14 protein-coding genes, 1 pseudogene and 1 riboswitch are annotated in these 22,943 nt (G+C 38.8%); of the genes and pseudogenes, 8 read left to right on the top strand and 7 right to left on the bottom strand.

What is annotated here, in order from left to right:
• Positions 1-204: 204 nt before the first annotated feature.
• Both E2636_RS12800 and E2636_RS12795 read right to left on the bottom strand, forming a co-directional pair.
• The gene (locus tag E2636_RS12800) at positions 205-1,644 is read right to left on the bottom strand and encodes an NAD(P)H-binding protein (RefSeq protein WP_134210543.1); all 1,440 of its coding nucleotides are present in this window, start codon (positions 1,642-1,644) and stop codon (positions 205-207) included.
• 601 nt (positions 1,645-2,245) lie between these two features.
• A complete protein-coding gene (locus E2636_RS12795) occupies positions 2,246-2,863 on the bottom strand; it encodes a transporter (RefSeq protein ID WP_134210542.1) in 618 nt (205 codons plus the stop codon).
• Between the two features lie 763 nt (positions 2,864-3,626).
• On the opposite strand from E2636_RS12795, the gene E2636_RS12790 reads away from it, so the two are divergent.
• The 3 genes from E2636_RS12790 to E2636_RS12780 all read left to right on the top strand — a co-directional run bounded on the left by E2636_RS12790 (position 3,627) and on the right by E2636_RS12780 (position 6,932).
• Positions 3,627-4,271, top strand: a complete 645-nt coding sequence (locus E2636_RS12790) for a LytTR family transcriptional regulator DNA-binding domain-containing protein (RefSeq protein ID WP_134210541.1) — start codon at positions 3,627-3,629, stop codon at positions 4,269-4,271.
• Between the two features lie 130 nt (positions 4,272-4,401).
• Positions 4,402-5,916, top strand: coding sequence for a succinyl-CoA:acetate CoA-transferase ScpC (locus E2636_RS12785; RefSeq protein WP_134210540.1), 1,515 nt, complete (start codon positions 4,402-4,404; stop codon positions 5,914-5,916).
• A gap of 281 nt (positions 5,917-6,197) precedes the next feature.
• Complete coding sequence (locus E2636_RS12780; protein WP_134210539.1) at positions 6,198-6,932, top strand: AAA family ATPase; 735 nt, start codon at positions 6,198-6,200, stop codon at positions 6,930-6,932.
• Between the two features lie 418 nt (positions 6,933-7,350).
• On the opposite strand, the gene E2636_RS12775 is transcribed toward E2636_RS12780, so the two are convergent.
• Positions 7,351-8,121 (bottom strand): hypothetical protein, encoded by a 771-nt coding sequence (locus E2636_RS12775; protein WP_134210538.1) that lies wholly within the window; start codon positions 8,119-8,121, stop codon positions 7,351-7,353.
• A gap of 187 nt (positions 8,122-8,308) precedes the next feature.
• Between E2636_RS12775 and E2636_RS12770 the strand changes: the two genes are divergently transcribed.
• Positions 8,309-10,258 (top strand): LTA synthase family protein, encoded by a 1,950-nt coding sequence (locus E2636_RS12770; RefSeq protein WP_166669520.1) that lies wholly within the window; start codon positions 8,309-8,311, stop codon positions 10,256-10,258.
• 189 nt (positions 10,259-10,447) lie between these two features.
• On the opposite strand, the gene E2636_RS12765 is transcribed toward E2636_RS12770, so the two are convergent.
• Positions 10,448-10,900, bottom strand: coding sequence for a helix-turn-helix domain-containing protein (locus E2636_RS12765; RefSeq protein ID WP_134210536.1), 453 nt, complete (start codon positions 10,898-10,900; stop codon positions 10,448-10,450).
• Between the two features lie 1,204 nt (positions 10,901-12,104).
• Here E2636_RS12765 and E2636_RS12760 point away from each other — a divergent pair.
• Positions 12,105-12,884, top strand: a complete 780-nt coding sequence (locus E2636_RS12760; protein WP_134210535.1) for a TerC family protein — start codon at positions 12,105-12,107, stop codon at positions 12,882-12,884.
• Between the two features lie 239 nt (positions 12,885-13,123).
• Here the strand turns inward: E2636_RS12760 and E2636_RS12755 are convergent, their stop codons facing one another.
• Positions 13,124-14,374, bottom strand: a complete 1,251-nt coding sequence (locus E2636_RS12755) for a CYP152 family fatty-acid peroxygenase CypC (protein WP_208324071.1) — start codon at positions 14,372-14,374, stop codon at positions 13,124-13,126.
• Between the two features lie 709 nt (positions 14,375-15,083).
• Here E2636_RS12755 and E2636_RS12750 point away from each other — a divergent pair.
• Entirely contained in the window at positions 15,084-15,764 is a 681-nt protein-coding gene (locus E2636_RS12750) for a DUF421 domain-containing protein (protein WP_134210533.1), read from the top strand.
• Positions 15,765-15,991: 227 nt separating this feature from the next.
• Here the strand turns inward: E2636_RS12750 and E2636_RS12745 are convergent, their stop codons facing one another.
• Both E2636_RS12745 and E2636_RS12740 read right to left on the bottom strand, forming a co-directional pair.
• Positions 15,992-17,023: a DUF916 domain-containing protein gene (locus tag E2636_RS12745; RefSeq protein ID WP_134210532.1), complete on the bottom strand. Its 1,032-nt coding sequence runs from the start codon at positions 17,021-17,023 to the stop codon at positions 15,992-15,994.
• A 135-nt stretch (positions 17,024-17,158) separates the two neighbouring features.
• Complete coding sequence (locus tag E2636_RS12740) at positions 17,159-17,725, bottom strand: WxL domain-containing protein (RefSeq protein ID WP_134210531.1); 567 nt, start codon at positions 17,723-17,725, stop codon at positions 17,159-17,161.
• A gap of 68 nt (positions 17,726-17,793) precedes the next feature.
• Positions 17,794-17,879, bottom strand: a riboswitch (cyclic di-GMP riboswitch).
• Between the two features lie 407 nt (positions 17,880-18,286).
• Here E2636_RS12740 and E2636_RS12735 point away from each other — a divergent pair.
• Together E2636_RS12735 and E2636_RS12730 are read left to right on the top strand one after the other, a co-directional pair.
• Positions 18,287-19,297, top strand: a complete 1,011-nt coding sequence (locus E2636_RS12735; RefSeq protein ID WP_243840638.1) for a N(5)-(carboxyethyl)ornithine synthase — start codon at positions 18,287-18,289, stop codon at positions 19,295-19,297.
• 924 nt (positions 19,298-20,221) lie between these two features.
• A pseudogene (locus E2636_RS12730) lies at positions 20,222-22,930 on the top strand (alpha-amylase family glycosyl hydrolase); the annotation flags it as partial.
• Between the last annotated feature and the right edge of the window lie 13 nt (positions 22,931-22,943).

The raw sequence follows: 22,943 nt of genomic DNA, 5'->3' as shown, positions 1-22,943 counted from the left end.
AAAAAGAAGAATGATGATTTAACAACGTCAAATCATCATTCTATTTACTCTCAAGGTTATGATGCAACAGGAGTGCCGTCCAAATCGAGCCGGAAATCTTCAGGTGCTTAACTTTACCTAAGTCGGGTGGCACTATTTTATCCACAAAATGCACAGGTACTAAAAAGGGGAAAGGTGCCACCCAAAGAGCCGCAACATTTCTTCTTATTCAGACAAGTGTTTTAATCTCTTCTTAAATCTATTCATCACCCAGAGATGAACTTTCGCCTGCGTGAATTGATAAATAAACCATGGCAAGGAAGGTACATATTCATGAATAGCCGCTAAGCACTCATTCGTTCCGGGGATATGCCTGAACTCAAGTCTGCCTCGATGAGTTCCTTTTGTTATGGCAAGTTTGCCACCACTTATATAAAATAACGCGCGATCTGGTGTACTTCTTTCTTTGGAATATGAAAGTACCATCATAGGTTCCTTACTCAATATGGTAGACAATGTACAATTATACTCTTCATCAATCTCCGCTTTAATAATAGGCTTTAGGAATTTTGATAACCATTCAACGTAGTATAAAGCAACCCAAATGGCATTTTTTCCTTCAGGTAAAATTAATCTTTGCACAGAGCGAACATTGTGTTCACGAGGTGCACGTAAATCCAGTGAACCCTTCGCATTCGCCTTTTTCTTTCGTTGTTCCTTCATCTGATTGTCTTCAATCTCGATCGCAGAAACTGCCGCTTCTAAAAAAGGAGTTTGACCGTAACTGATTCCTTCAACCATTCGTTCCGGCTGAGCCGTCATCGGATGAATGAGACTTTCTATAAGAGGATATACCATATTTTTAGGTGTATTCGTCGTTAAACTTACCCATAGTCTAGACAAGTTAGGTGTAATTAAAGGGATACTCCATACATGTAAATCTTTCCCTAACGACTTGGCTGTTCGCAACATCATCTCTTTGTAAGTCATCACTTCAGGACCACCTACATCAATGATTTTATTATAGACAGATTGGTTTCCAATGCACTGTTTTAATGCAATTAATACATCACTTAAGGCAATCGGATGCGTTAACGTATTTGTCCATTTCGGAAGGATCATTACAGGAAGGCGTTTGACTAGTTTAACTAATATCGGGAATGAAGAACCTTGTGGACCCACAATTAATCCAGCACGTAATGTAGTTACAGGGACTCCATAAGAACTAAGAACTTTTTCCACTTCTAATCGACTTCTTAAATGTCGTGATAAATGATCTGTTTCAGGAATCAGACCGCTTAAATAAACGATTTGTTTGATTTCATTTTTCTGTGCAGCTTGTGCAAAATTATCCGCTAATATTAAATCCATATCTTCAAAGTTACCTTGTGTTAATCGAGCAGATGGAAGCATTGAGTGCACGAGATAAACAGCATAATCAGCTCCGCTCAGACTTTCCTCTATTTCTACCATCGAAAACAAATCACATGAACGCCACGTTACTTTCTCACCGGGTTTCTGTTTAGATGAGCTCCTAGATAGGGCTATTATAGAAGCATCGTTAACTAGCTCTTTAATTAAATTTCTTCCAATATACCCACTGGCTCCTGCTATGACAATCGTGGGTGTTTGAACTTGATGCTCTATTTTTTGAACTTCCCCCATCACATTTCACTCCTGTCTGAATATAAACGTTTAAACGACTTTAACTTACATATTGTCATCCAGTCTAAAAATTAATAAGTAAAACTACTAATTTCATATGCCAGTCAATAGCGTTGGAACTCTCCACTGCGAGCTTGTAGACAGTGGTCTATTTTTCACATAATGTCGCAATGATTCATCATTAAAAGGGGGTGTTATTTTTTATCTTCAATAAAATAACATAGGATAAATTTATCATACCACCACTTCTTGAAAATCTTTAAGCAGGGTGTGTTTTCCACCAATCGAGGGACATTGATGTCCTAAACCGGTACGGGAAAGTGAGTGAAGCCGAGCTGCCGCATCTTCGGCGATACTTACTATAGAGTGTGGTACTACCAATCTAGTCATCCAAAATCATAGACCTGTGCACGTGAAAAGGTTGAATGCGAGCGACGGACGTACATCCGCCGCCAGATTGCCTTTAAAAAAAGAATGGTAATGTGACAACGCCACTTCACCATTCTTTTTACTCCTTAGGTTATGATGCAGCTGTTGTGGCGTCCAAAGCGAGCTGGAAACCTTCATAAGTCTAGCTTTAACCATGCATCGTCACTTGTTTCTAGGAAACAGAATTTTTTTCTTTGATAGCAGAATACAATGTTTCTGCCTTAGTAAAAGCCCACTGAAGTGCCAAACCTTGAATTGCAATCCCGATAATGGATATCCCGGTTAAAGTCCATATTGATATGGGGTCTTTAATTACAAATACACCATGACCAAAAAAGAATAAATAACCAGATAAAACGAACAATGCGTCGTAATAAGTCTGGACAGAATTTTCTAGGTACCAAATAACCCAGGTCTCCGCCAACAAAATAACGAGCAAGATGGATACTATTAAACTAACGGATTGGAAAGAAAGTTTTTTTACGTATGGTGAAATATAATACTTTGTTATAGTTTTAATCCTAAAGAAATATAATATCCGTACAATTCTGGCTGCCTGAAAGAATTGATCAAACGGAATGATGGCAATTACAAGAAAGGGGTTTTTCTTTACAAAGTTCCACTTTTCCTTTGACGTTATTAGACGAATGAAAAAGTCCATAAAAAAGACACCCCATACTATCCAATTTATAGTCGAATTATAAGAGTCTTCGGTCCAAAGGGTAACAAGGGTCAGCATAACAAGTAAAATCATTATGACCTCATATACTATTTTCATTAATTGTTGCATAATAAATCCCTCACATCTTACTCTAGTATATAAGAAAAGCAATAGAAGTGACCACCCCTTGAGCTCATAATAAAAGTAGAAATAATCTCTTATTATTTTGAAATCAATTATATAATAGAATGACTTGTTACATCGCTAGTTCTCATAGTATCTAGGTTATGACGCAGTGGTTTTGTGGTCCATAGCGAGCAGTTATTAGAGATGACACTCTCGCTGTGCTTGTTAAAGAAAGATAGTTCAAAACCGTAGTGATAAATAGGTGACACGGCTAGACGTCTTGCCACTTTTTTGTTCGAGATATTCTACAAGCAAGAATTTTACGTACCTGTGTAAGCCACAAATCGATGGGGATTGGTGTCTTACATATTTACGGTAGAATGTGCGAAGCCCATCTTTCAAGTAACGCAGAATAATCCTTTAAAGTTAGCTACGAGCCACCGAAATTTCATCTTCGGCGGCTTCTTTTCTAGGCAGTAAATGTCCATTCTCTAATAACCCAAAATCATTGACCTGTGCACGTGAAGGTTAAAGGCGAGCGACGGACGCACACCCGCCGCAAGATTGCTTTTAAAAAAGAAGAAGGTTGATTTGACAACGTCAAATCAACCTTCTTTTTACTCCCTAGGTTATAATGCAGCGGTTGTGCCGTCCAAAGCGAGCCGGAAACCTTTATATGTCCAGCGCAGACTTTAACCCTACATCCTCAATCATGTTTATAATAGAAGGAAGAGATTGTTTGCTTTAGAAAGAGGTGCTTTTATAGATGAAGGATTTTCAAGATTATGAACTGCTTGACGTTATGGGGGAATTATTTTCAGATGAAATTTCGATTGCAGTATCAGACGGTGAACACTATGTTTATTATCGTCCAAGCGTGAGAGTGGATTTGAAAATAAAGGCTGGTGATTTGGTGAAGTCTGGGTCACTTGCTCACATGGCGTTAACCTCTGGACAAAAGGTATCGGACTTCATCAACCGAGATGTGTTTGCAGTTCCATACCATGGCATGGCCGTTCCTTTCCACCGCGATGGACAAGTTGTGGGCAGTGTGACAGCCATTTATCCTTCATTCACGGAAGGTAAATCTGTCCTAATGGTGAAGACGCAAGACGGTTGGATTCCAGTGCCATTTCCAGATGTAAAGTATTTGGAAGTGCGTGGGAAGAAAACGCATGTCGAAGCTAATGGAATTTCGGGTACGCACCGCAATTCGCTTCAGACGTTTGAATTCATCTTACCTCGAGAACTGTTCGTTCGTTGTCATCGATCGTTTATTGTCAATGTCCACCATATTCGCGAAGTATATCCAGACACACATTCTACGCTTTTACTGTTGATGAATGACGGCACGAAAATTCCGGTGAGTCAATCGTATGCTAGCTATTTCCGGAAATTACTTGATTTCTAATCGTCTTTTTCAGATAGGTATTTACCTGTTTCAGCGGGTATATCCCTGTTTCCTGCCCTAAAACGCTATATCATGGCTTCGTTTGTTAGAATTATTAAAATAGTCATGAAATTGAATTGAGGTTGAGAATATGGAAACAAAACTGAAACGAATCAAGCATCCAGATTTAAAAGGACGCGTTGTTACGCCAGAAAAAGCAGCGTCTTGGATTACTGACGGTATGACACTAGGATTAAGCGGATTTACGCGTGCGGGCGATGCGAAAGCGGTTCCATTTGCGCTCGTCAAGCGTGCCGAAACGGAAACATTTAAAGTAAATATATTTACGGGAGCCTCTCTCGGATCCGATATAGATACGGCCTTTGCAAAAGCAGGCATCGTTGGAAAAAGATTGCCATTCCAAGCAGATCCAGTCATGCGTGGAAAAATAAATGATGGAGACATGCTGTTTGTCGACCAACATTTGTCGCACACGGCGGAGCTTATCCGTTCTGAAGTAATCGGTCCGATAGACTTCGCTATATTGGAAGCGGTCTCAATTTCTGAAGATGGCTATATTATCCCATCGACTTCAGTTGGAAACTCATCGATATTTGCGAAACATGCGAAGAATATTATTGTTGAAATCAACATGGCACAGTCGGAAATGCTTGAGGGCCTTCATGATATTTATGACCCGGGCAAGCAAGGTGAACGCAAACCAATACCTTTAATGAATCCGGACGATCGAATTGGCACAAAGGGAATTAAAATCGATCCTGCGAAAGTGAAAGGCATCGTGTTCACCAATCAGATGGACTCACCATCTACCATCATGGCTCCAGATGCTGAAACCAAGCAAATAGCAGACCATCTATTAGATTTCCTTCGTAGTGAAATCCGTGAAGGACGACTGACTGATAAGCTCGCACCGCTCCAATCGGGCATAGGCTCTATTGCAAATGCAGTACTACACGGCTTAATAGATTCGGAATTTACGGATCTCGATGTCTACTCGGAAGTGTTGCAGGATTCGGCTTTCGACTTGATTGATGCCGGAAAAGTGAAGTCGGCTTCTTGCTGTTCAATTACTTTATCAGAGGACAAGATGCACCAAGTGTTCGGGAACTTTGAGAAGTATCGTGATAAACTCGTCATGCGTCCTCAAGAGATTTCCAATCATCCCGAAATCATTCGTCGTCTTGGACTTATTTCTATTAACACAGCACTTGAGTTCGACATCTATGGAAATGTTAACTCAACGCATGTATCAGGTACGAAAATGATGAACGGCATAGGTGGCTCTGGCGACTTTGCTCGAAACGCACGCCTCGCAATTTTTGTCACGAAATCGATTGCAAAAGGTGGAAATATTTCAAGCATCGTACCGTTTGTATCGCATGTTGACCATACCGAACATGATGTGGACATCGTTGTCACTGAGCAGGGCTACGCAGATTTACGCGGCTTGGCTCCACGCGAACGAGTACCGTTAATTATTGGAAACTGTGTCCATCCAATGTACCGAGCGCTGATGTGGGAATATTACGGGGAAGCTTTAACACGTGGCGGTCAAACTCCACATGTACTTGAAAAAGCATTCTCTTGGCATACGAACCTTAAGCAGCATGGGACGATGTTACAGAAAGTTGAGCAGTTTGTTTAATTTCATTTAGTTATAGAATTGATTGTAAAAAGATCCCCCCATCCAAATTGGTATTGGATGGGGGGATCTTTGGGTATGTGTTTATTGCTGTTTTTTTCTATATTTATTAAAATAATTCTATAATAATGTTGTGGTACTTACACTATTCCTCGCATGAAAAATACAGGACATCAATAATTCAAATCGGATGTTGGTCTAATTATTAGTACTAATAAGTTACAGAATCATGTTATTATATTCATACAAAATTAGAACTTGTAAAATCATAGGAGTTTGATGGAATGTCTCTGCGTAGTGTAACCATTATAAAAGATAAAGTTAATGATAGATCATATCCTTTTTCCATCCCCTCAATTAAAGGGTCTAATTCAATTACCTTTACTAGTGAAGTAACTTTTTTTGTGGGAGAAAACGGGTCTGGAAAATCTACGTTGCTTGAAGCTATAGCCTACCAATGTGGATTTAATACTGCTGGAGGTGGACGTAATAATATGTATGAAATTAAATCTTCGAACTCTACGTTAGGTGAACATATTCGCCTTTCGTGGCTGCCAAAGATTAATCAAGGCTTCTTCTTAAGAGCCGAGAGTTTCTTTCATTTTGCTTCTTACTTAGATCAATTATCTGTAGATAGTCCTGATATTTTTAGGAGCTATGGTGGTAAATCCTTGCATGAACAATCACATGGTGAAGCTTTCTTTAGTTTATTTAACAATAGATTTGGGCAAAAAGGAATATATTTATTAGATGAACCTGAAGCTGCCTTATCTCCAGCGCGGCAGTTAGCACTATTAAGAATCATTAGGCAGTTAGTAAAAGAAGGGAATAGTCAGTTTATTATTGCCACACATTCACCAATATTATTAGGTTATCCAGAATCAAAAATATTAAATTTTGATACAACACCCGTCTCTGAAATCGAATACGAAGACACCGATCATTACCAAATAATGAAAGGTTTTTTGAATAGAAGAGACCTATATTTAAAAGAATTATTTAAAGAAGACACGGAATAAAATGGTACTCGGTTAAATTATTTAGTTATACTAGATAATCGTCAAATAAAGAGAACTTACGATGTGACAAAATAACATCGCTAGTTTCTAATTCTCAAGCTTATGAAGCAGCAGTTGTACCGTCCAAAGCGATCCGGAAACCTAGCTTGCTGCAGTGTTTAGATGACACTCTGTTACGCTCGTTTCAATCCAGGATTTTGCATACCTGTATAAGCCACAAATTGAGAGACATTAGAGTCTTACACAGGTATGTGAAAGCAGCGAGCCAGAAACCTTCAACGTCACTTGTTTTTTGTCCTCTTGAACTGGCTGGCACTATTGTACACAAAATGCACAGGTACCAAAAGGGGGAAAGGTGCCACCCAAAGAGCCGCAACCATCAGTTTATCTGATACTTGCGGCTCTTTTTCTGTGAATTTCAGTTTATCGATTTCGGTTTCCTTCTATTAAAAACCACTTTATTTGGGAAATAGACGAGCATCAGGATGATTCCGATCAGTGTCGTCAGCCATGGATAGATCAGCGGGAATATCGCAGACGGATAGCCGGTCAGGGTATCCGTGTAATAACCTGCAGGGCCAGCGAATAACGGTGTAATCAATTGAGTCTGCAATTTGCTTTTGTCCTGGTAGGTGAAGAAGTCTTTCTCTACAGTTCCGTCTTCCTGGACAGTCAATAATTCGTATTCGATTTCATCCGGCGGGATAAAGCCATCCATGATGCCGTCTTTAATCTGTTTCGTATCTGCGCCATTCAATTGAAGCGTGACGGCAAAGAAATTCTCGCCGGATTTCTGATTCTCAATCAGCCAATAGGACAGGTAATGGGTGTATTGGTTAAGCCCTTTCTGTTTAAGTCCATCCCTTTCTAGCTTAACTGGGTATCTTTCTAATACTTCTATAATGTCGCCGTTAACAGCAATTGAAATGTCAGCTGGGTAGACGAGGTCGTCCCAATCATTCAAATAAGGGGGTTCATCTTTCAACTCGTGGGTTGTAGAGATTATGTTTCCGGTAAATTCATAACTTGCCGGGGCCCCTTCAAACATCCCATTGAGTTCGGTGATATTGTATTTATTGACCATTTCAGCTCTGTATATGACTTCCATCAGCATGATGCCGCTTGAAGGGATGGAGATAGCGAACAGGCACAGGCCGATAAAGAACAGGAATATTCTTTTGATTTTCATATGGGTGATCCTTTCTTTCTTGGGTGATACTTGCTCTTTTACTAGTGTATCGCTGGCAAATGATATGGTCTAGTATAATTTAGGAATTTATCCCTTTGCTGTCCATCACGTGGTAAAATATTGAACAGTAAAGAACTTGGAAAAGGATGTTCAATTTATGGAAGTAACCAAAAGAGTATTTCGTTTTATGTTAAAACAGATGGATTTTATGATTCTTTTATTCATCTTGCTATTGAAATTATATATATTTGCAAAGGTGAGCGGTACGATTTTCGTCACCTTGATGCCTATTGACTACCTAAGGGAGTTTTTCGGTTGGCTGTTCGGAGCAGAAACGGAATTGCGGATTTTTGAAGGGGTACTCATGGTCAGTGTCGGAACGATTCTGTTGTCGACATTTTGGATCCTGTTCCTCCATGGCCGAAAGCGTTTCGTCGCCATTTTCATCATCAATGCGCTGCTGTCCTTCATCATATTGGCGGATGTGATTTATTTCCGCTATTTTGAGGACATCATCTCGATTACCGTATTGATGCAGATGAAGCAGCTCGGGGATGTCGGGGAGAGTGTCTTCGCCTTGTTTAGCTGGACCGACCTGATTTTCTTCATCGACCTTCTGCTGACGATTCCGCTGCTCATCTATTATTTTAGGAAAACGAGAAATCATCAGCCAGCAAAGCCTTTGCTAATCCCCAAATTATTGACAGGCCTGCTTGTTTTAATAATCGGTTACCAGCTCACTTTCATTCCTTTCAATAAATCGATGGAAAACGGTGGAGCTTGGCAGTTCAACAAACTCATTTCGAATATGCGAGTCTATAATTTCACGGGGCTTCTCGGCTTCCATGGGGCGAACCTCCAACGTTATACCGAAGATAATTTCATCAATAAAAAAGAATATACCGAAGATGAAGTGGAATCTGTCGCAAGCTGGTTCGAGGAGAGAAACGAGGCACCTGCAGCTAGCCCTTATTCAGGGATGGCGAAAGATAAGAACGTCATCGTCCTTCAGGTGGAGGCGCTTCAGGACTTCGTCATCAACCGGGAGATTAACGGCCAGGAAATCACCCCTTACCTCAATAGCCTTATTGCAGAAGAAGGCATTTATTTCCCGGAATTTTACGAACAGACCGGTGTCGGCCGGACATCGGACGCAGAATTCCTGTTGAATACATCGCTGTATCCGACAGCGAAAGGCTCGGCGTATATGCTTTATGCAGAAAATGAATACGATTCGTTTCCGCAGATTTTGAAAGATAAAGGCTATAGCACGAATGTCTTTCATCCGTATAAACCGAGTTTCTGGAACCGGTATATCATGTACAAGCAACTCGGAATTGACCAATTCTTCAGCGAAAGTGATTTCGAAGAAGACGAAGTGATCGGCTGGGCCATTAATGATGACGCCATGCTACAGCAATCGCTCGACAAGATGGTGGACATGGAAGAGCCGTTCTATTCGCATATCATCACGCTGACGAGCCACCATCCATTTGAAATGCCGGATGACCATAAAGTATTGAACATGGACGGCTATGCCGAATACAGTAAGCGCCATTTCCGCAATTACCTGCACTCGATCCATTTCGTCGACCAAGCCATCGGCAATTTTGTCGATCGCTTGAAAGCGGAGGGGCTATGGGATGATACCATGCTGGTCATATTCGGAGACCACAGTACCGGCTTGACCGCAGACGACCCAGCTTTCAGTGAGTTTGCAGACGCCGGTGAACAGCAAACCTATTTCGAAGCCAATAAAAAAGTTCCGCTCATCTTCCACATTCCCGGAGTCGATGAAGCGCAGCAATTTGACCAGACTGGCAGTCAATTGGATCTCGCACCGACCCTTCTCGACCTGATCGATGCTCCATCGTCCGGAAGAAAATGGATTGGTAGCAATCTTTGGGACGGGGAAGAACGGAAGGTGACGTTCCGCGACGGCTCCTTCATCACCGGTGATTTAACGTTCATCACCTCTTCTGATGGCATCTACGAGAATGGCAGCTGCTATGAGCGGGAAAGCGGGGAGACATTGCCCACAGAACAATGCCGCGCGCCATTCGACCAAGGGGTACAAGAGCTCAAAATGTCCGATGATGTGTTGGAAGGCAATTTAATTAATAAATTTGAGAAGTAAAGATGCAGCCTGCTTTCGGTTGCAAAGAAGAGGATCCCCAGTGGCGGGGATCCTCTTCTTTATCTATGCGGGAAATAAATTTGTCATATGTAGAAAGAAGAAATAATCAATCTATATGGCTAACTGATTGGCTGAGACGTAACATAAAACCTCGTTCTAACTCTGCTGCCTTAGATCAAATGAACTGTATTAATCTTCTTTATATTTTTCCTTAACAATACTGGAACCAATTCCTGCACCGATCATTAGGATTAATGGTCCAAAATTCCAAAAAAACGTTCCACTATACAAAGTTAAATCTAAAGAAGTAAATTTATTTAGTAAAAGAATACTTATTTTTATGATCATTAGTGCAAAACCTATTAAAAATAATGAATCAAATAATATTTTGAGATTCGGGTGTGCTAATTGCTTACTATCTTTAATGACCTTGTCTTTTAACTCCTCATCACTTCTCAATAATTCATCAATCGTTACGCCAAAAAGGTCACTCACTTTGATCACTACTTCAATGCTGGGATAGTTTTGACTAGTTTCCCATTTTGAAACTGATTGGCGACTGACAAATAATTTTTCTGCTAAATCTTCTTGAGACCACCCTTTATTTTTTCTCTCACTTTTTAATTTTTCACCAAAAATCATTTCAATAATCCCCTTTCTACAACCTATAATCCATTATTAATAAGTTTAGTCCTAAAAGTAAAGATAACTTTAGTTGCAATACACCGCAACCTCTAGTTGACATCTATAAAGCCTAGTTTAATCCCTATTTAACAAAATCATTCTTTCCCACTTTTATAAATCAACTAGCCACTAATTATTGTGTTCAATCGCATGGTCAGACGCTTTTCTAACTTCCAAACTTATTATCAAAACAAACTTTAGGGAATTATTCTTTCTCTGCTTTTTACTATGTAGTTAATAAGGGGATATTCATTTGAAACTCGGTATAAGAATCCAATTACAAACTAGCCGTTTGGTTGGCTGAAGGGAGGTAATTGAGACTGTCTCAGACGGGGATAATTGTGTGGAAGAAATCTTAAAACTAATTCTGAGTGCACTAAAAGATATGCGTCGATGATGATTCGTATTTTTGTTGTTTTCTCAATTAGTATAAATTAAAAAGAATTAAATTGACATTGGAGTTGTTCTTAGAATATAGTATTAATAATTAGTTGAATAACAGTTCTCCTAAAGGGGAGTAGCTTTTACAGCAGGGTCGTCATTACGGAGGTTTTTATCTCCCGGCTTTGTTGGCAACGATTTCGTTGTTAGCAAGACCTTTACCAATTGGTAAAGGTCTTTTTATTTTTAAAACCTTTGCCGTTTTCTGGCAAAGGTTTTTTTTAGTGAATGGAAACGGACCAATTGAGTGAATAAATCAACTAACTGTAAAGATTATGTGAAAGGAGATCAAAGAAAAAGAGGTTTCTCACCATTATTCAATCATTTTACAGGAAAAATTAAGCCTAATCTTAAAATAGGACAGAGGAATGAGGTCAATGGCTAGCTCTGCATTCACCCTCTGTTTCAGGCATGAAATCCCATGATGACGGGTATGCTTTTGAATGACAAAGGGAAGTTCAGTTGTATACGAAGCATGGCTTTCAAATGGTATGCATTCTATATTTCAACTAAGCTTTCCACCAATTCAAGGCAGAACTCGAATCCAGTCATGGAACTAGTTTTGATACTAGTATGGGCAGGGTCAATCATACTAATAAGCGATCCTGGAGTAAGCAATTAATAGTGGTTGCCTAGTTTAGGCACTGAAATAGTTAATAATTGACTATCATGACACGTCGAAAGCAAGTAATGGAATTTAAATTAATTGGAGGCATTTTATATGGATATATCAATGTTACTGGAATATGGATGGGTGTTATTTGTATTAATATTACTTGAAGGATTATTGGCAGCAGACAATGCACTTGTATTAGCTATTATGGTTAAGCATCTCCCTGAGGCAGAGCGAAAAAGAGCTTTGTTCTACGGACTTGCAGGTGCATTTGTGTTCCGCTTTGGTTCATTATTCGTTATCTCATTCTTAGTTGATGTGTGGCAGGTCCAGGCAATAGGAGCTCTTTATCTTTTATTCATCGCGCTTAATCATATTTTGAGGAAACTCTATTTCAATAAACTAAAGGACAAAAATGAAGCAGAAAAAGAAAAAAAGAAATCCGGTTTTTGGTTTACGGTTTTCAAAGTAGAATTGGCAGATATCGCTTTTGCGGTTGACTCAATTTTAGCTGCTGTTGCCCTAGCAATAACACTTCCGAATACAAATCTACCGAAGATTGGCGGTATGGATGGTGGTAAGTTCCTCGTGATATTTGCTGGGGGCTTGATCGGATTAATCATCATGCGTTTTGCTGCAAACTATTTTGTGAGCTTACTTCATTCAAGACCAGGTCTAGAAATTGCTGCATTTACGATTGTCGGATGGGTTGGTGTTAAGCTTGTCGTTCTAACATTAGGACATCCGGATGTAGGGGTTATCTCATATGACTTTGCACATTCGCTTGAGTGGAAACTAACCTTTTACTTCGTTCTAATTGGAATTGCTGTAGCAGGTTGGTTCCTATCTAACGATCGGAGAGAGACTACAGAAAAGGATTCAATATAGTTTCAAAAACATCTAAGATAGGACTTTCAATAGTAAATTGAAAGTGTTACATCTACGTGTGAACGATGAGAAGAACAATGTAATCGAATAAAAACAGGTAGTAGGATACTATTTCCTATTACCTGTTTTCTGGTTTTGGGACAGAAATACGAATATGACTTGTAACTAAAAAATATTTGTAAATCCAGTCCTTGTATCCATATGGCTTGAAAGTTTGAGCTCTGGTATCACCAAAGAAATCATTGACGTCTAATATTACTCATTACAAATCCACTTTCAGGTAAGGTTGGCATTTTAACTAAACTATAGCTTATGTCCTGATCTGGAACATCAAACTTAATCTTGTTAACGAGGAAATCTAGGCTTACTTTCATGACTTCGACGGTAATGCCTTCACCAGGACAACGATGTCCTTGGGCTGGGTCACCAGCACCTTGAGGAATAAAATCAAATAAATTACTCTTCCTTTCCTTAAAACGATCAGGTCTGAAATCATTTGGATTTTCCCAGTTTCGAGGGTCGTGATTTGTACCATACATATCAAGAAATACCAGCATTCCTTTTTCAAAATGGAAGTCATTCCAAATGAAGCCCTTACGAACCTTTGCTCCTATAAATGGACCAAACGGGTAGAAACGACGTACTTCTTGTACAAACATTTCAAGTTCTTTTTTGTCACCTGATTGCAATTTTTCTTTATGCGTTGGATGTTCATATAAAGCTAAAGCTGTAAAGGTAATGAATGTAGCAATTGCAACAATCGGACGTAATACATTAATAAGTTCTACTGCGGCAATTTGTGAATTTAATTGGCCACCTTCAAGCTTCTTATGAAAAGTAATTTCATAAAGTGCGGAACCTTCCATAACCTTTAACTTTCCTTGTCGAACGTCATCAATAACACCTTTAATCCACTCTTCAGTTCTAGTCCTAGCTCTTCTCCCAGCCCAGTGTCGTGGTCCAACTGCTCCAAATGCGTCCACCATTGCACTAAAGTCGTTTGCCCTCACTTCGACCTCTGATTCCTCTAGAGGAACTCCAGCCCAATCACATGCAATCCGACACAAAATATTTTTTGCTTCATCAAAAAGTACAACCTTTTTTACGCTTTCCCATTTACTAATAGAAGATTGCCAATGCTCCATCGTAAGTTTGGCTAATTGCTTTTCATGTTTAGGAGTCATAAGAGACATAAAAAGAAGCTTTCGGTGAATATGCGCTTCACCATCCATCGTCTGAACTCCATCTTCACCTAGTAATGATTTTTGTATCCTCTTAGGAATTGCACCGCTTCGTTGAAATCGTTCAGAATCGTAAAACATCTTCGCGGCATCTTTTCCACTCATGCAAATAACTTTTTGTCCCATCAATCGGGCTGCAAATAACTCGGATTGATATCGGTCAACTCTATTTCCAATATAAAGGTATCCCTCTCGCATTAGGGAGAGACTGATATCAAGGCTTTTATCATGGGGTAATTTTTCGTTCATTGACATCAATATCATCCAGCCTTTCCTATAAGGTTTAGTACATTTAATAGCACCAATACTTTAAGTATTGAAACATACCTCTGTTTTTAAACATGAGAGAATGAAAATTGAACTTCCCAACGAACAAGATTAAAGTGTTTAACTTATAGGAAGAAAATAAACGTAAATCACTCCTCAATAATGATTGAAGACGGTGATATTCTAAGGAAATAGATTGATAAATTGAGGAAAGAGCCGATGACAATGCTAAAGGAGAACCCGAGTTTTATTCCGTGTGTGCCGGTAATAGAGGATGAGATTTTAGGCGGCTATCCGTTTAAGTGAAATATTACGACGGCTAGCGCTTGGATTAAGAAATTGCATCAAGTAGGCTTTGGACTGTTCAAGTGACTCCTCCAAGTCGGGGGGAGGGGGGGATTCAGAGAATTTGGATGAAGAGTTCATTCCCAAAGCTGATTTGATGAGATCGATTATTATCGTCCGGATACGACCTTTCGCATCCCAGGGATGAAAAGCATTGCCTTTTCAGAATTTTGTCTAAATATGAGTTCTGCGTAAGCGATGAAATAATATCTACAACTGGAGCTAAATATCAGGTTTCGTCTTTTCATATATCATTTATATACAAGATTTGTCCGTTTTAAGGGGCTTGAGATTATATTCAAGCAATAATTAGGGCAGATTAAAGATGAACGGAGTGTTATAAAAAATGAAAATCATGTACTTAACAATTGAACTTATAATTGGATTTATTTTCCTTTTCTTAATAGTTAAGTTTGTAGGAAAAAAAATCATTAATCAAATTACTCCTTTTACCTTTATTGCAGCTATTGTATTAGGCGAACTATTAGGAAATGCTGTATATGATCATAAAATAGGCGTATTTTATATTGTTTATTCGATGATTATTTGGGGGGGATTACTTTTTTCTGTTGAATATCTAAGTCAAAAATTCCTTGCATTTAGGGGTGTGGTTGAAGGGGAACCTTCGGCACTTATCAAAAATGGAATCGTAGATCGAGAATCGTTAAAGAAAAATAGGATGAATATTAATCAGTTACAAAGTCTACTTCGACAAAGTGAAACCTTTTCTATTCGTGAAGTTGCCTATTGTTATTTAGAGGCGAACGGGTCGATTAGTATTTTAAAGAAATCAAAGTACCAAAAAACTGCTCAGGAGGATTTTAATATGCCTTCAAAAGCAGTTTATGTACCAGTCACTTTAATAAGAGATGGTGAAGTTTTATGGGATGAAATGATTGATTTGGGATTTAATGAATCTTGGTTAAAATCACAATTAAATACCCAAAATATTACTGACTACAGAGATGTTTTTATAGCCGAATGGCTTCAAGGAGACGGTCTTTTTATACAGTCTATTAAGAATTAAATTGTTGCTATATATGTTCGTTTTTACTCTCTAGGATATGATGCAGTAGGTTTGCCTTCCAAAGCGAGTCGGAAAACTTCATATGTCCAGCTATAACCTTGGCATTGTCACTTGTTTCTTGTCATCTTGAGTTGGGTGGCACTATTTTACCTAAAATCCACAGGTACCAAAAGGGGGAAACGTTCCACCCACAATTCTGAAACGATTTTTTTCACTAAGGATGTGTTTTATGGGACATGAGTGTCTTTAACTGTTGGTTTCTTTCTTCTGCCCATTAAAAACATAATGATTCCAAAAACAATGGCTCCAACAATCCAAACCCAAGTTGGCATACCTTGTTTAAGTACAGCATTCGGATTAGACTTTTCAGCATATTCCTGCACTTCTTTGTTTGAAATGGTGAAATTTTCTTCAGCTGAAAATTCTGTTTTCCCAGCATGTCCTTTTATAGCTAATGTATAATTTCCATCTTCGAGCGACTCGTGGTCCCAAGCAAAAGGAAATCTGATTTTAGACTTTGGCGCCATATTCAAAGGATTTATCATCCCTTTAAAAAGCTCCGTTCCCTCACTATCTAAAATGGAATAAGACCCTTCGATTTCTCCTTGAATCATTTGAGCATCATTTATCATTTCAATAAAGACTTTTGCAGTATTTGAAATAAAACCAGCCTTTCCTAAAGAAAAGTTAGGATCAGACTTGTTTTCAAGGTTTAACTTAATCGCGATTGCATACCTTGTTTCAGTATTTATAACAAACTTCGCTTCGTCTTTTCCAGTTTCCTCTAAGTCTTCATCTTTAGATTTTGCTTCTTGCGTTAAGAGAATTCCTCCGAGTAAGGTTTCTCCATCACTTTCAGGAACCGTTACTTGAATTGGTACTTCGAACGACTCACCAGCAGGAATCTCTACACTTTCTTCTACTTCTAAGTAATTAGTCATACGAACGGCATCTTCAAGTAGCATCGAATCATCCGAATCTACTTCTGTTTCATAGAAAATACCACCAGTTGAGCTCGTATATGCGTTAGCCCCTTGCACATGAACCGTGATCGAGTTTTTATCACTATTTTTCAAACGGACATAAAGTGTAAGCTGCTCTCCAGGTTTGACATCAACATCAAAATAACCTTTTGTTGCAGTTACTTGATTAGCTGGATATATAGGTACTACTTGCATAGTTTTTTGAGATTCTGCAGCAGAAGCATATATTGGCAAACTAAAAAGAACAATTATTATTGCAAGAATACGAATAAACATGGGAACCCTCCTGAAATGTAAATTTTACATTTTTATTGTTTGTAATAGGTATTTACATAGTAACCGAACTTCCAAATACTAAAAAAAGCCATGTCATTGAGACATGGCGTCAAATATACGAGTTAATAAATTATTTTATAGACCAGGTCCAGATTCAATTGTTGTAGTAATTGTTGAAGTGTAAGTTCCTGCATAAACTTCTTTTGGCAGTAAAGTTAATGTCATTGGAATATCAGAAACTGTGTAGGTACCCATTCCTTCTCCAGCTAAAGCAGTAAGCAAAGTCAATGGAGTTACAACATCGATTAACCCCACAGTAGATTTAGTAATATTAGCAAAGTTTGAAGAACCCAGTTCTTTTTCATTTACTACTGGCGCTGCTAAAGATAATGCACCTGTAGCTAATGGATTTGCACCTGCGGCTTGAGTAAACTGAGTAGCTGAAACTGTGACATTCCACCCATTACCCGTTCCTGTTGCATCCGTAACATCAAATGTATTGATTTTAGCTGTAACTACTTGGGTTTTACCATCTAAAGTAATGCTATTAAATGAAGATGTCACTACTGGAGATAGTGTAGGCAGTGAGGTACCTGTTATTTCTGTGCTTGAATCAGTCGCCAGTGAAGCCGATGCAAATGCTGTCATTGATAAAGCTAATACTGCTGTTCCTGTTACTAATTTCTTGAAAATTGAATTCATTATTGTTTCCTCCTGATTGTTGGTCAGGGTTAAAAGATTTATTAAAATGATAACGATCACTCTTCACTCTTAGCAACCCAGCCGTCATAGTTTGTAAAACCGTAGACCTGCAGCTTTGCGTCAACGTCTTTCGACATTTTTGCCTTTTTCAAATAAAGAATTGCCGAATCTCTCTTTCTATCGACATATTCATATCTGTTAAGATAAATATATACTATAGGACTATATTTTAAAACGGATATAATACCTATATTTTTACTATTAAATAATATTATTATCTCATTAAAAGTATCAAATATAGTATTTTAGAACTACTAAGTTAACTGGATATTTAAAGGTAGTAGTATTTAAGTCGGAAAATAATAAGGTGAATAAAAGTGAATTTTTTTAAGTTGTCGAATATGCAGTTCCAAAATGCTCCCCTATATCCAAGGATCGTCAGTTAGTCTTGTCCTCTTGAATTGGGGGGCACTTTTTTACCTAAAATGCACAGGTACCATAAGGGGGTATGGTGCCACCCGTAAATACATAATGCTTATATTCTTTCCGGTATATGGTAAGATGAAAAGAGATGGTCTCATCACTGGAGGTTTTATTATTTATACACTAGGGTTTGTCATAAGCCATAAGAACAATGAAAAAAGAAGAGCGATACTTCCAAAGGATTTACCGAACATTAAATGTGTAGACCAGTTATATTTTGAACAAGGGTATGGGTCTGATTTAGGCTATTCGGATGAAGAATATAGAGTATCTGGCGTACATATCGTTTCTAGAGAGCGTGTGTTGGAGTGCGACGGGATTGTTGATGTTAAATTAGGTGATGCGGATTACTTTGATAAGTTGCCGCCTGGCAAACTATTAATTGGATGGGCACATGCAGTTCAAGACATCAAATTTACAGATGCAGTATTAGCAGGTAATCATACCGTTATGGCCTGGGAAGAAATGTTTGATGGTGGAAGGTATATCTTCTATCGCAACAGAGAAATTGCTGGAGAAGCTGCGATTCTGCAAGCGTACCAATACTGTGGCAAGATGCCATATGAAACTAAAGTTGCGATTTTAGGCAATGGCCATACAGCTAAAGGGGCTCTAAGAATTCTCCATGGACTAGGCGCAGATGTTGACGTTTACGGTAGAAAATTGGAATCCTTATTCAGAAAAAATATGAACGATTATGATGTTCTCGTTAACTGCGTAATGTGGGATACTAGCAGAACAGATCGAATCATCTATAAAGAAGATTTAAAAAGCCTTAAAAACGGTGCGATGATTGTCGATGTAAGTTGCGATCCTAACTTAGAAATTGAGACTTCACGTCCTTCGACTATTGACGATCCGGTTTATACGGTTGACGGTGTGATTCATTATACAGTCGATAATACGCCTGCTATGTTTCCACATACCGTTACAAAAGTGTTGAGCGAAGAGTTTTGCACAATGGTAGACATGCTATCTGATGGAAATTGGACGGATATGGTTCGTGAAGCAATTGTCATCGACAAAGGTCATATCCTCGATAAACATATTAAGGAATTCAGAGAAGCTAGAGGCTTGTTGGTTCAATAAAATTGCTTGAAAATAATTCATAAAGGAGCAAAGTGAGACTTTCACTTTCCTCCTTTTTTTCATTTTATTTATGTTTTTGGGACAAACGGTTTAATTTCATGAATTAAGAGGTAAACACAAAGAAACAAAGGCAAAATAATAAGGAGGACGTTCCACCTATGAAACTTATGCGTCATGAAATCAGACGGTTAGAACAAGATTATTACAATTGCGATATTGCCTATATAAAAAAACTTATACGGAGTGATATCAGACTTTTAAATAAAGCAATAGTTCTTACTAAAAATCGACTATAAACCTTATTTCCTTTTTAATAGAGAGTAGTTAGCTAAACTTACCCTAAGTAACCACTTCGTGTCATTTACTTCACACCTTTATATTTACGTTGATTGTTGCATATAACATTTATTAACAATATGTTTTAGGAATTACAATAGAGCGTATTTTTTCGTGCCTGTGTAAGCCACAAATTGAAGGACATTGGTGTCCTACACAGATACGGTAGAGTGTGTGAAATTCTTCATTCGAGTAACGCAGAATGATATTTATAGATAGCACCGAGCCGCCGCATCTTCGGCGATATTTATTATAGAGTGTGGTACCAATCTAGTCATCCAAAATCAAAGACCTGTGCCCGTGAAGGTTGAAGGCGAGCGACTGACGCACACCCGCCGCAATATTCTTTGCGTTCCCTAGGTTATAATGCAGCAGGTGTACCGTCCAAAAGTGAGCAGGTGGCACTATTTGGCTTAAAATGCACAGGTACTAAAAGGGGAAAAGGTGCCACCCAAAGAGTAAAACTAATTCTGAATATTCTAACTTTGCTGTTGCGATTTACTAAAAACTGCTGTAATATTTTTCATGTAAATAAATGTTGATTTTTGTAGTTTCAAATATGGTTTTGAGCTTAGAGTTTGGAGATCGTTTATTAAAGTGAATAACAACGATTCACTGACAAAAGCTTATATTACAAGTGGGGTGGAGGAAATTAGAATTGTTCCGGATGGCTCATCTCCTGTTATTGACCAAGGGAACGCGACGTTTTATTACCGTGATAAAGCCCTTTTCACGAGCGATGAAATGGACACCATTGAAAAAGTCGAGTTAAAGTTTGATGGGCAAACGAATGAAATGACCTATGAACCAGAGAATGAGAGATTTATATGTTCATACAAAAATATTCCAAATGGTAAAAATGCATACACATTTCTCGTTACAAAATGTGGTGTTACAACGGAAGCTAATGATCCTTACAATGCAGTAGATGGCATTTCTTTGATTGAATACATTCAAGCAGATTTGACGGTTTTAGGATCAGTACAACCAGCAGTTATTGACTACAATCAAAATGCTGTATTATCTGTTGATATTCAAGGGTTAACAGACGGACTTACCATTAGAAAAATCTTTGCCGATGCTTCTTCTTTAGGCGAATCACCTAAATTGGAGATTGATCCATCCTTAAAAGAGATTGCGATTGCAGTAGATGATGACATAACAGCTGGAACCAAAACCATTCCATTAACCGTTGTGGATTCATATGGAAGTACATATGGAGGATCAGCAGAAGTAGAAGTTAAAACGAGACAATCGACCGGAGAGTCTGATTTTGATTGGGACGAGTCTGTGATTTACTTTATGCTAACAGACAGATTTTTTGATGGTGATTCGACGAACAACGACCCTTATGATCTTACCTATGATGCCGATGCGCGTGGTACTTATCAAGGTGGCGATATGAAAGGGATTACGACAAAACTAGATTATCTAGATAATCTCGGTGTCAATACAATTTGGATTAGCCCAATTGTAGAAAATATAAAATATGATGTACGCTTTGTCGAAACGAACGGTACATCTGTAGACCCTTATTACGGCTATCATGGCTACTGGGCTAGTAATTTCGGGAAATTAAATCCGCATTTTGGAACAATGGAAGATTTCCATGAGTTAATTGATGCAGCACATGACCGTAATATGAAAATCATGGTGGATGTGGTGTTAAATCATACAGGTTATGGTTTGAAAGAGCTAGATGGAAATATGGCTAACCCGCCTGCAGGTTTCCCAACAGATGAGGATCGTAGTCGATTTAGCGATATTGTCCGTCAAGGCGCAAATGTTGGAACGGATGAGGTTGTTGGTGAATTAGCTGGACTTCCTGATTTTAAAACGGAAGACCCTGCCGTTCGTCAGCAAATCATTGATTGGCAAACGAGCTGGATTGACCAAGCGACAACAGCTAAAGGTAACACGATTGACTACTTCCGTGTAGATACTGTGAAGCATGTGGAAGATGCAACGTGGATGAACTTCAAAAATGCGCTAACTGACAAAATGCCTGAGTTTAAAATGATTGGTGAAGCTTGGGGTGCAAATGTTGATAATGACCTAGGCTACCTTGAAACAGGCATGATGGATTCTTTACTGGACTTTAGGTTTAAAGAGACAGCTCGAACATTCGTAAATGGAAACCTGAAAGCTGCAAATGATGAGCTTATTGATCGAAATGAAAAAGTTGATAATACCGCAACATTAGGGCAATTTTTAAGCAGCCACGATGAAGACGGATTCCTTTACTCATTAGCTGGAGACAAAGGTAAGCTAAAAGTTGCCGCATCCCTTCAAGCAACTTCAAAAGGACAACCCGTTATTTATTACGGAGAAGAACTTGGGCAAAGTGGTGCAAATAACTACCCGCAATACGATAATCGCTACGACTTTGCTTGGGATCAAGTAGAAAATAATGATGTGTTAGATCACTACACAAAGATCCTGAATTTTAGAAGTGATTATTCTAAAGTATTTGCTAAAGGGGAAAGAACATTTGTAGGTGGATCTGATTCAGATAAATTCTTATTATTCTCACGTTACTATAAAGATCAATCTATATATGTTGGATTGAACGTTGCTGAAGAAGCAAAAGACGTGACAGTAACGGTGGATTCACAAGATGCTGTAGTGACGGATTATTATTCTGGAGAGGTTTACACAGCAAATGAAGCTGGAGAAATGATTGTTCGACTTCCTTCGAATACTGACGGGGGTACTGTCTTATTAACAGTTGAAGGTGGAAATATTACGGGTGCGGTTGTTACAGGAGACAATGTGGAACCAATTCCTGCGAATAACATCCGTATTCACTATAATCGCACGGACAATAGGTATGAAAACTATGGCGCATGGCTATGGAATGATGTAGCTTCACCCTCGACTAACTGGCCAGTAGGTGCAACGGTGTTTGAAAAAACGGATCGATATGGATCATATATTGATGTTCCGCTAGCTGAAGGTGCGAAAAATATTGGATTCCTTGTGATGGAGATAACAGCTGGTGACGCTGGTAAAGACGGTGGAGACAAAGGCGTACCCATTTCTACACCAGAGATGAATGAAATTTGGATTAAACAAGGTTCAGATCACCTATATACGTACGAACCAGTTGATTTACCAGAAAATACTGTGCGTATTCATTACACACGTGACAACGCTGACTACGACAAATTTGGCGTGTTGAACTGGGGCGATGTAGTAGCACCATAGGTTAGTTGGCCAGCAGATGCAGTAGATTTTGACGGCTCAGTTCGCTATGGTGCTTATGCAGATATCGAGCTGACAGAGGTTGCAAAGGAGCGGCTGAATTTAC

It is taken from the genome of Paenisporosarcina antarctica, assembly GCF_004367585.1.
Lineage (GTDB): Bacteria > Bacillota > Bacilli > Bacillales_A > Planococcaceae > Paenisporosarcina > Paenisporosarcina antarctica.
This window is presented reverse-complemented; position numbering and strand designations above follow the sequence as displayed.

Coding starts and splice junctions, on each gene's coding strand:
- E2636_RS12800 (WP_134210543.1), bottom strand. CDS start 1,644: ATGGGGGAAGTTCAAAAAATAGAGCATCAAGTTCAAACACCCACGATT.
- E2636_RS12795 (WP_134210542.1), bottom strand. CDS start 2,863: ATGCAACAATTAATGAAAATAGTATATGAGGTCATAATGATTTTACTT.
- E2636_RS12790 (WP_134210541.1), top strand. CDS start 3,627: ATGAAGGATTTTCAAGATTATGAACTGCTTGACGTTATGGGGGAATTA.
- E2636_RS12785 (WP_134210540.1), top strand. CDS start 4,402: ATGGAAACAAAACTGAAACGAATCAAGCATCCAGATTTAAAAGGACGC.
- E2636_RS12780 (WP_134210539.1), top strand. CDS start 6,198: ATGTCTCTGCGTAGTGTAACCATTATAAAAGATAAAGTTAATGATAGA.
- E2636_RS12775 (WP_134210538.1), bottom strand. CDS start 8,121: ATGAAAATCAAAAGAATATTCCTGTTCTTTATCGGCCTGTGCCTGTTC.
- E2636_RS12770 (WP_166669520.1), top strand. CDS start 8,309: ATGTTAAAACAGATGGATTTTATGATTCTTTTATTCATCTTGCTATTG.
- E2636_RS12765 (WP_134210536.1), bottom strand. CDS start 10,900: ATGATTTTTGGTGAAAAATTAAAAAGTGAGAGAAAAAATAAAGGGTGG.
- E2636_RS12760 (WP_134210535.1), top strand. CDS start 12,105: ATGGATATATCAATGTTACTGGAATATGGATGGGTGTTATTTGTATTA.
- E2636_RS12755 (WP_208324071.1), bottom strand. CDS start 14,374: ATGAACGAAAAATTACCCCATGATAAAAGCCTTGATATCAGTCTCTCC.
- E2636_RS12750 (WP_134210533.1), top strand. CDS start 15,084: ATGAAAATCATGTACTTAACAATTGAACTTATAATTGGATTTATTTTC.
- E2636_RS12745 (WP_134210532.1), bottom strand. CDS start 17,023: ATGTTTATTCGTATTCTTGCAATAATAATTGTTCTTTTTAGTTTGCCA.
- E2636_RS12740 (WP_134210531.1), bottom strand. CDS start 17,725: ATGAATTCAATTTTCAAGAAATTAGTAACAGGAACAGCAGTATTAGCT.
- E2636_RS12735 (WP_243840638.1), top strand. CDS start 18,287: ATGAAAAGAGATGGTCTCATCACTGGAGGTTTTATTATTTATACACTA.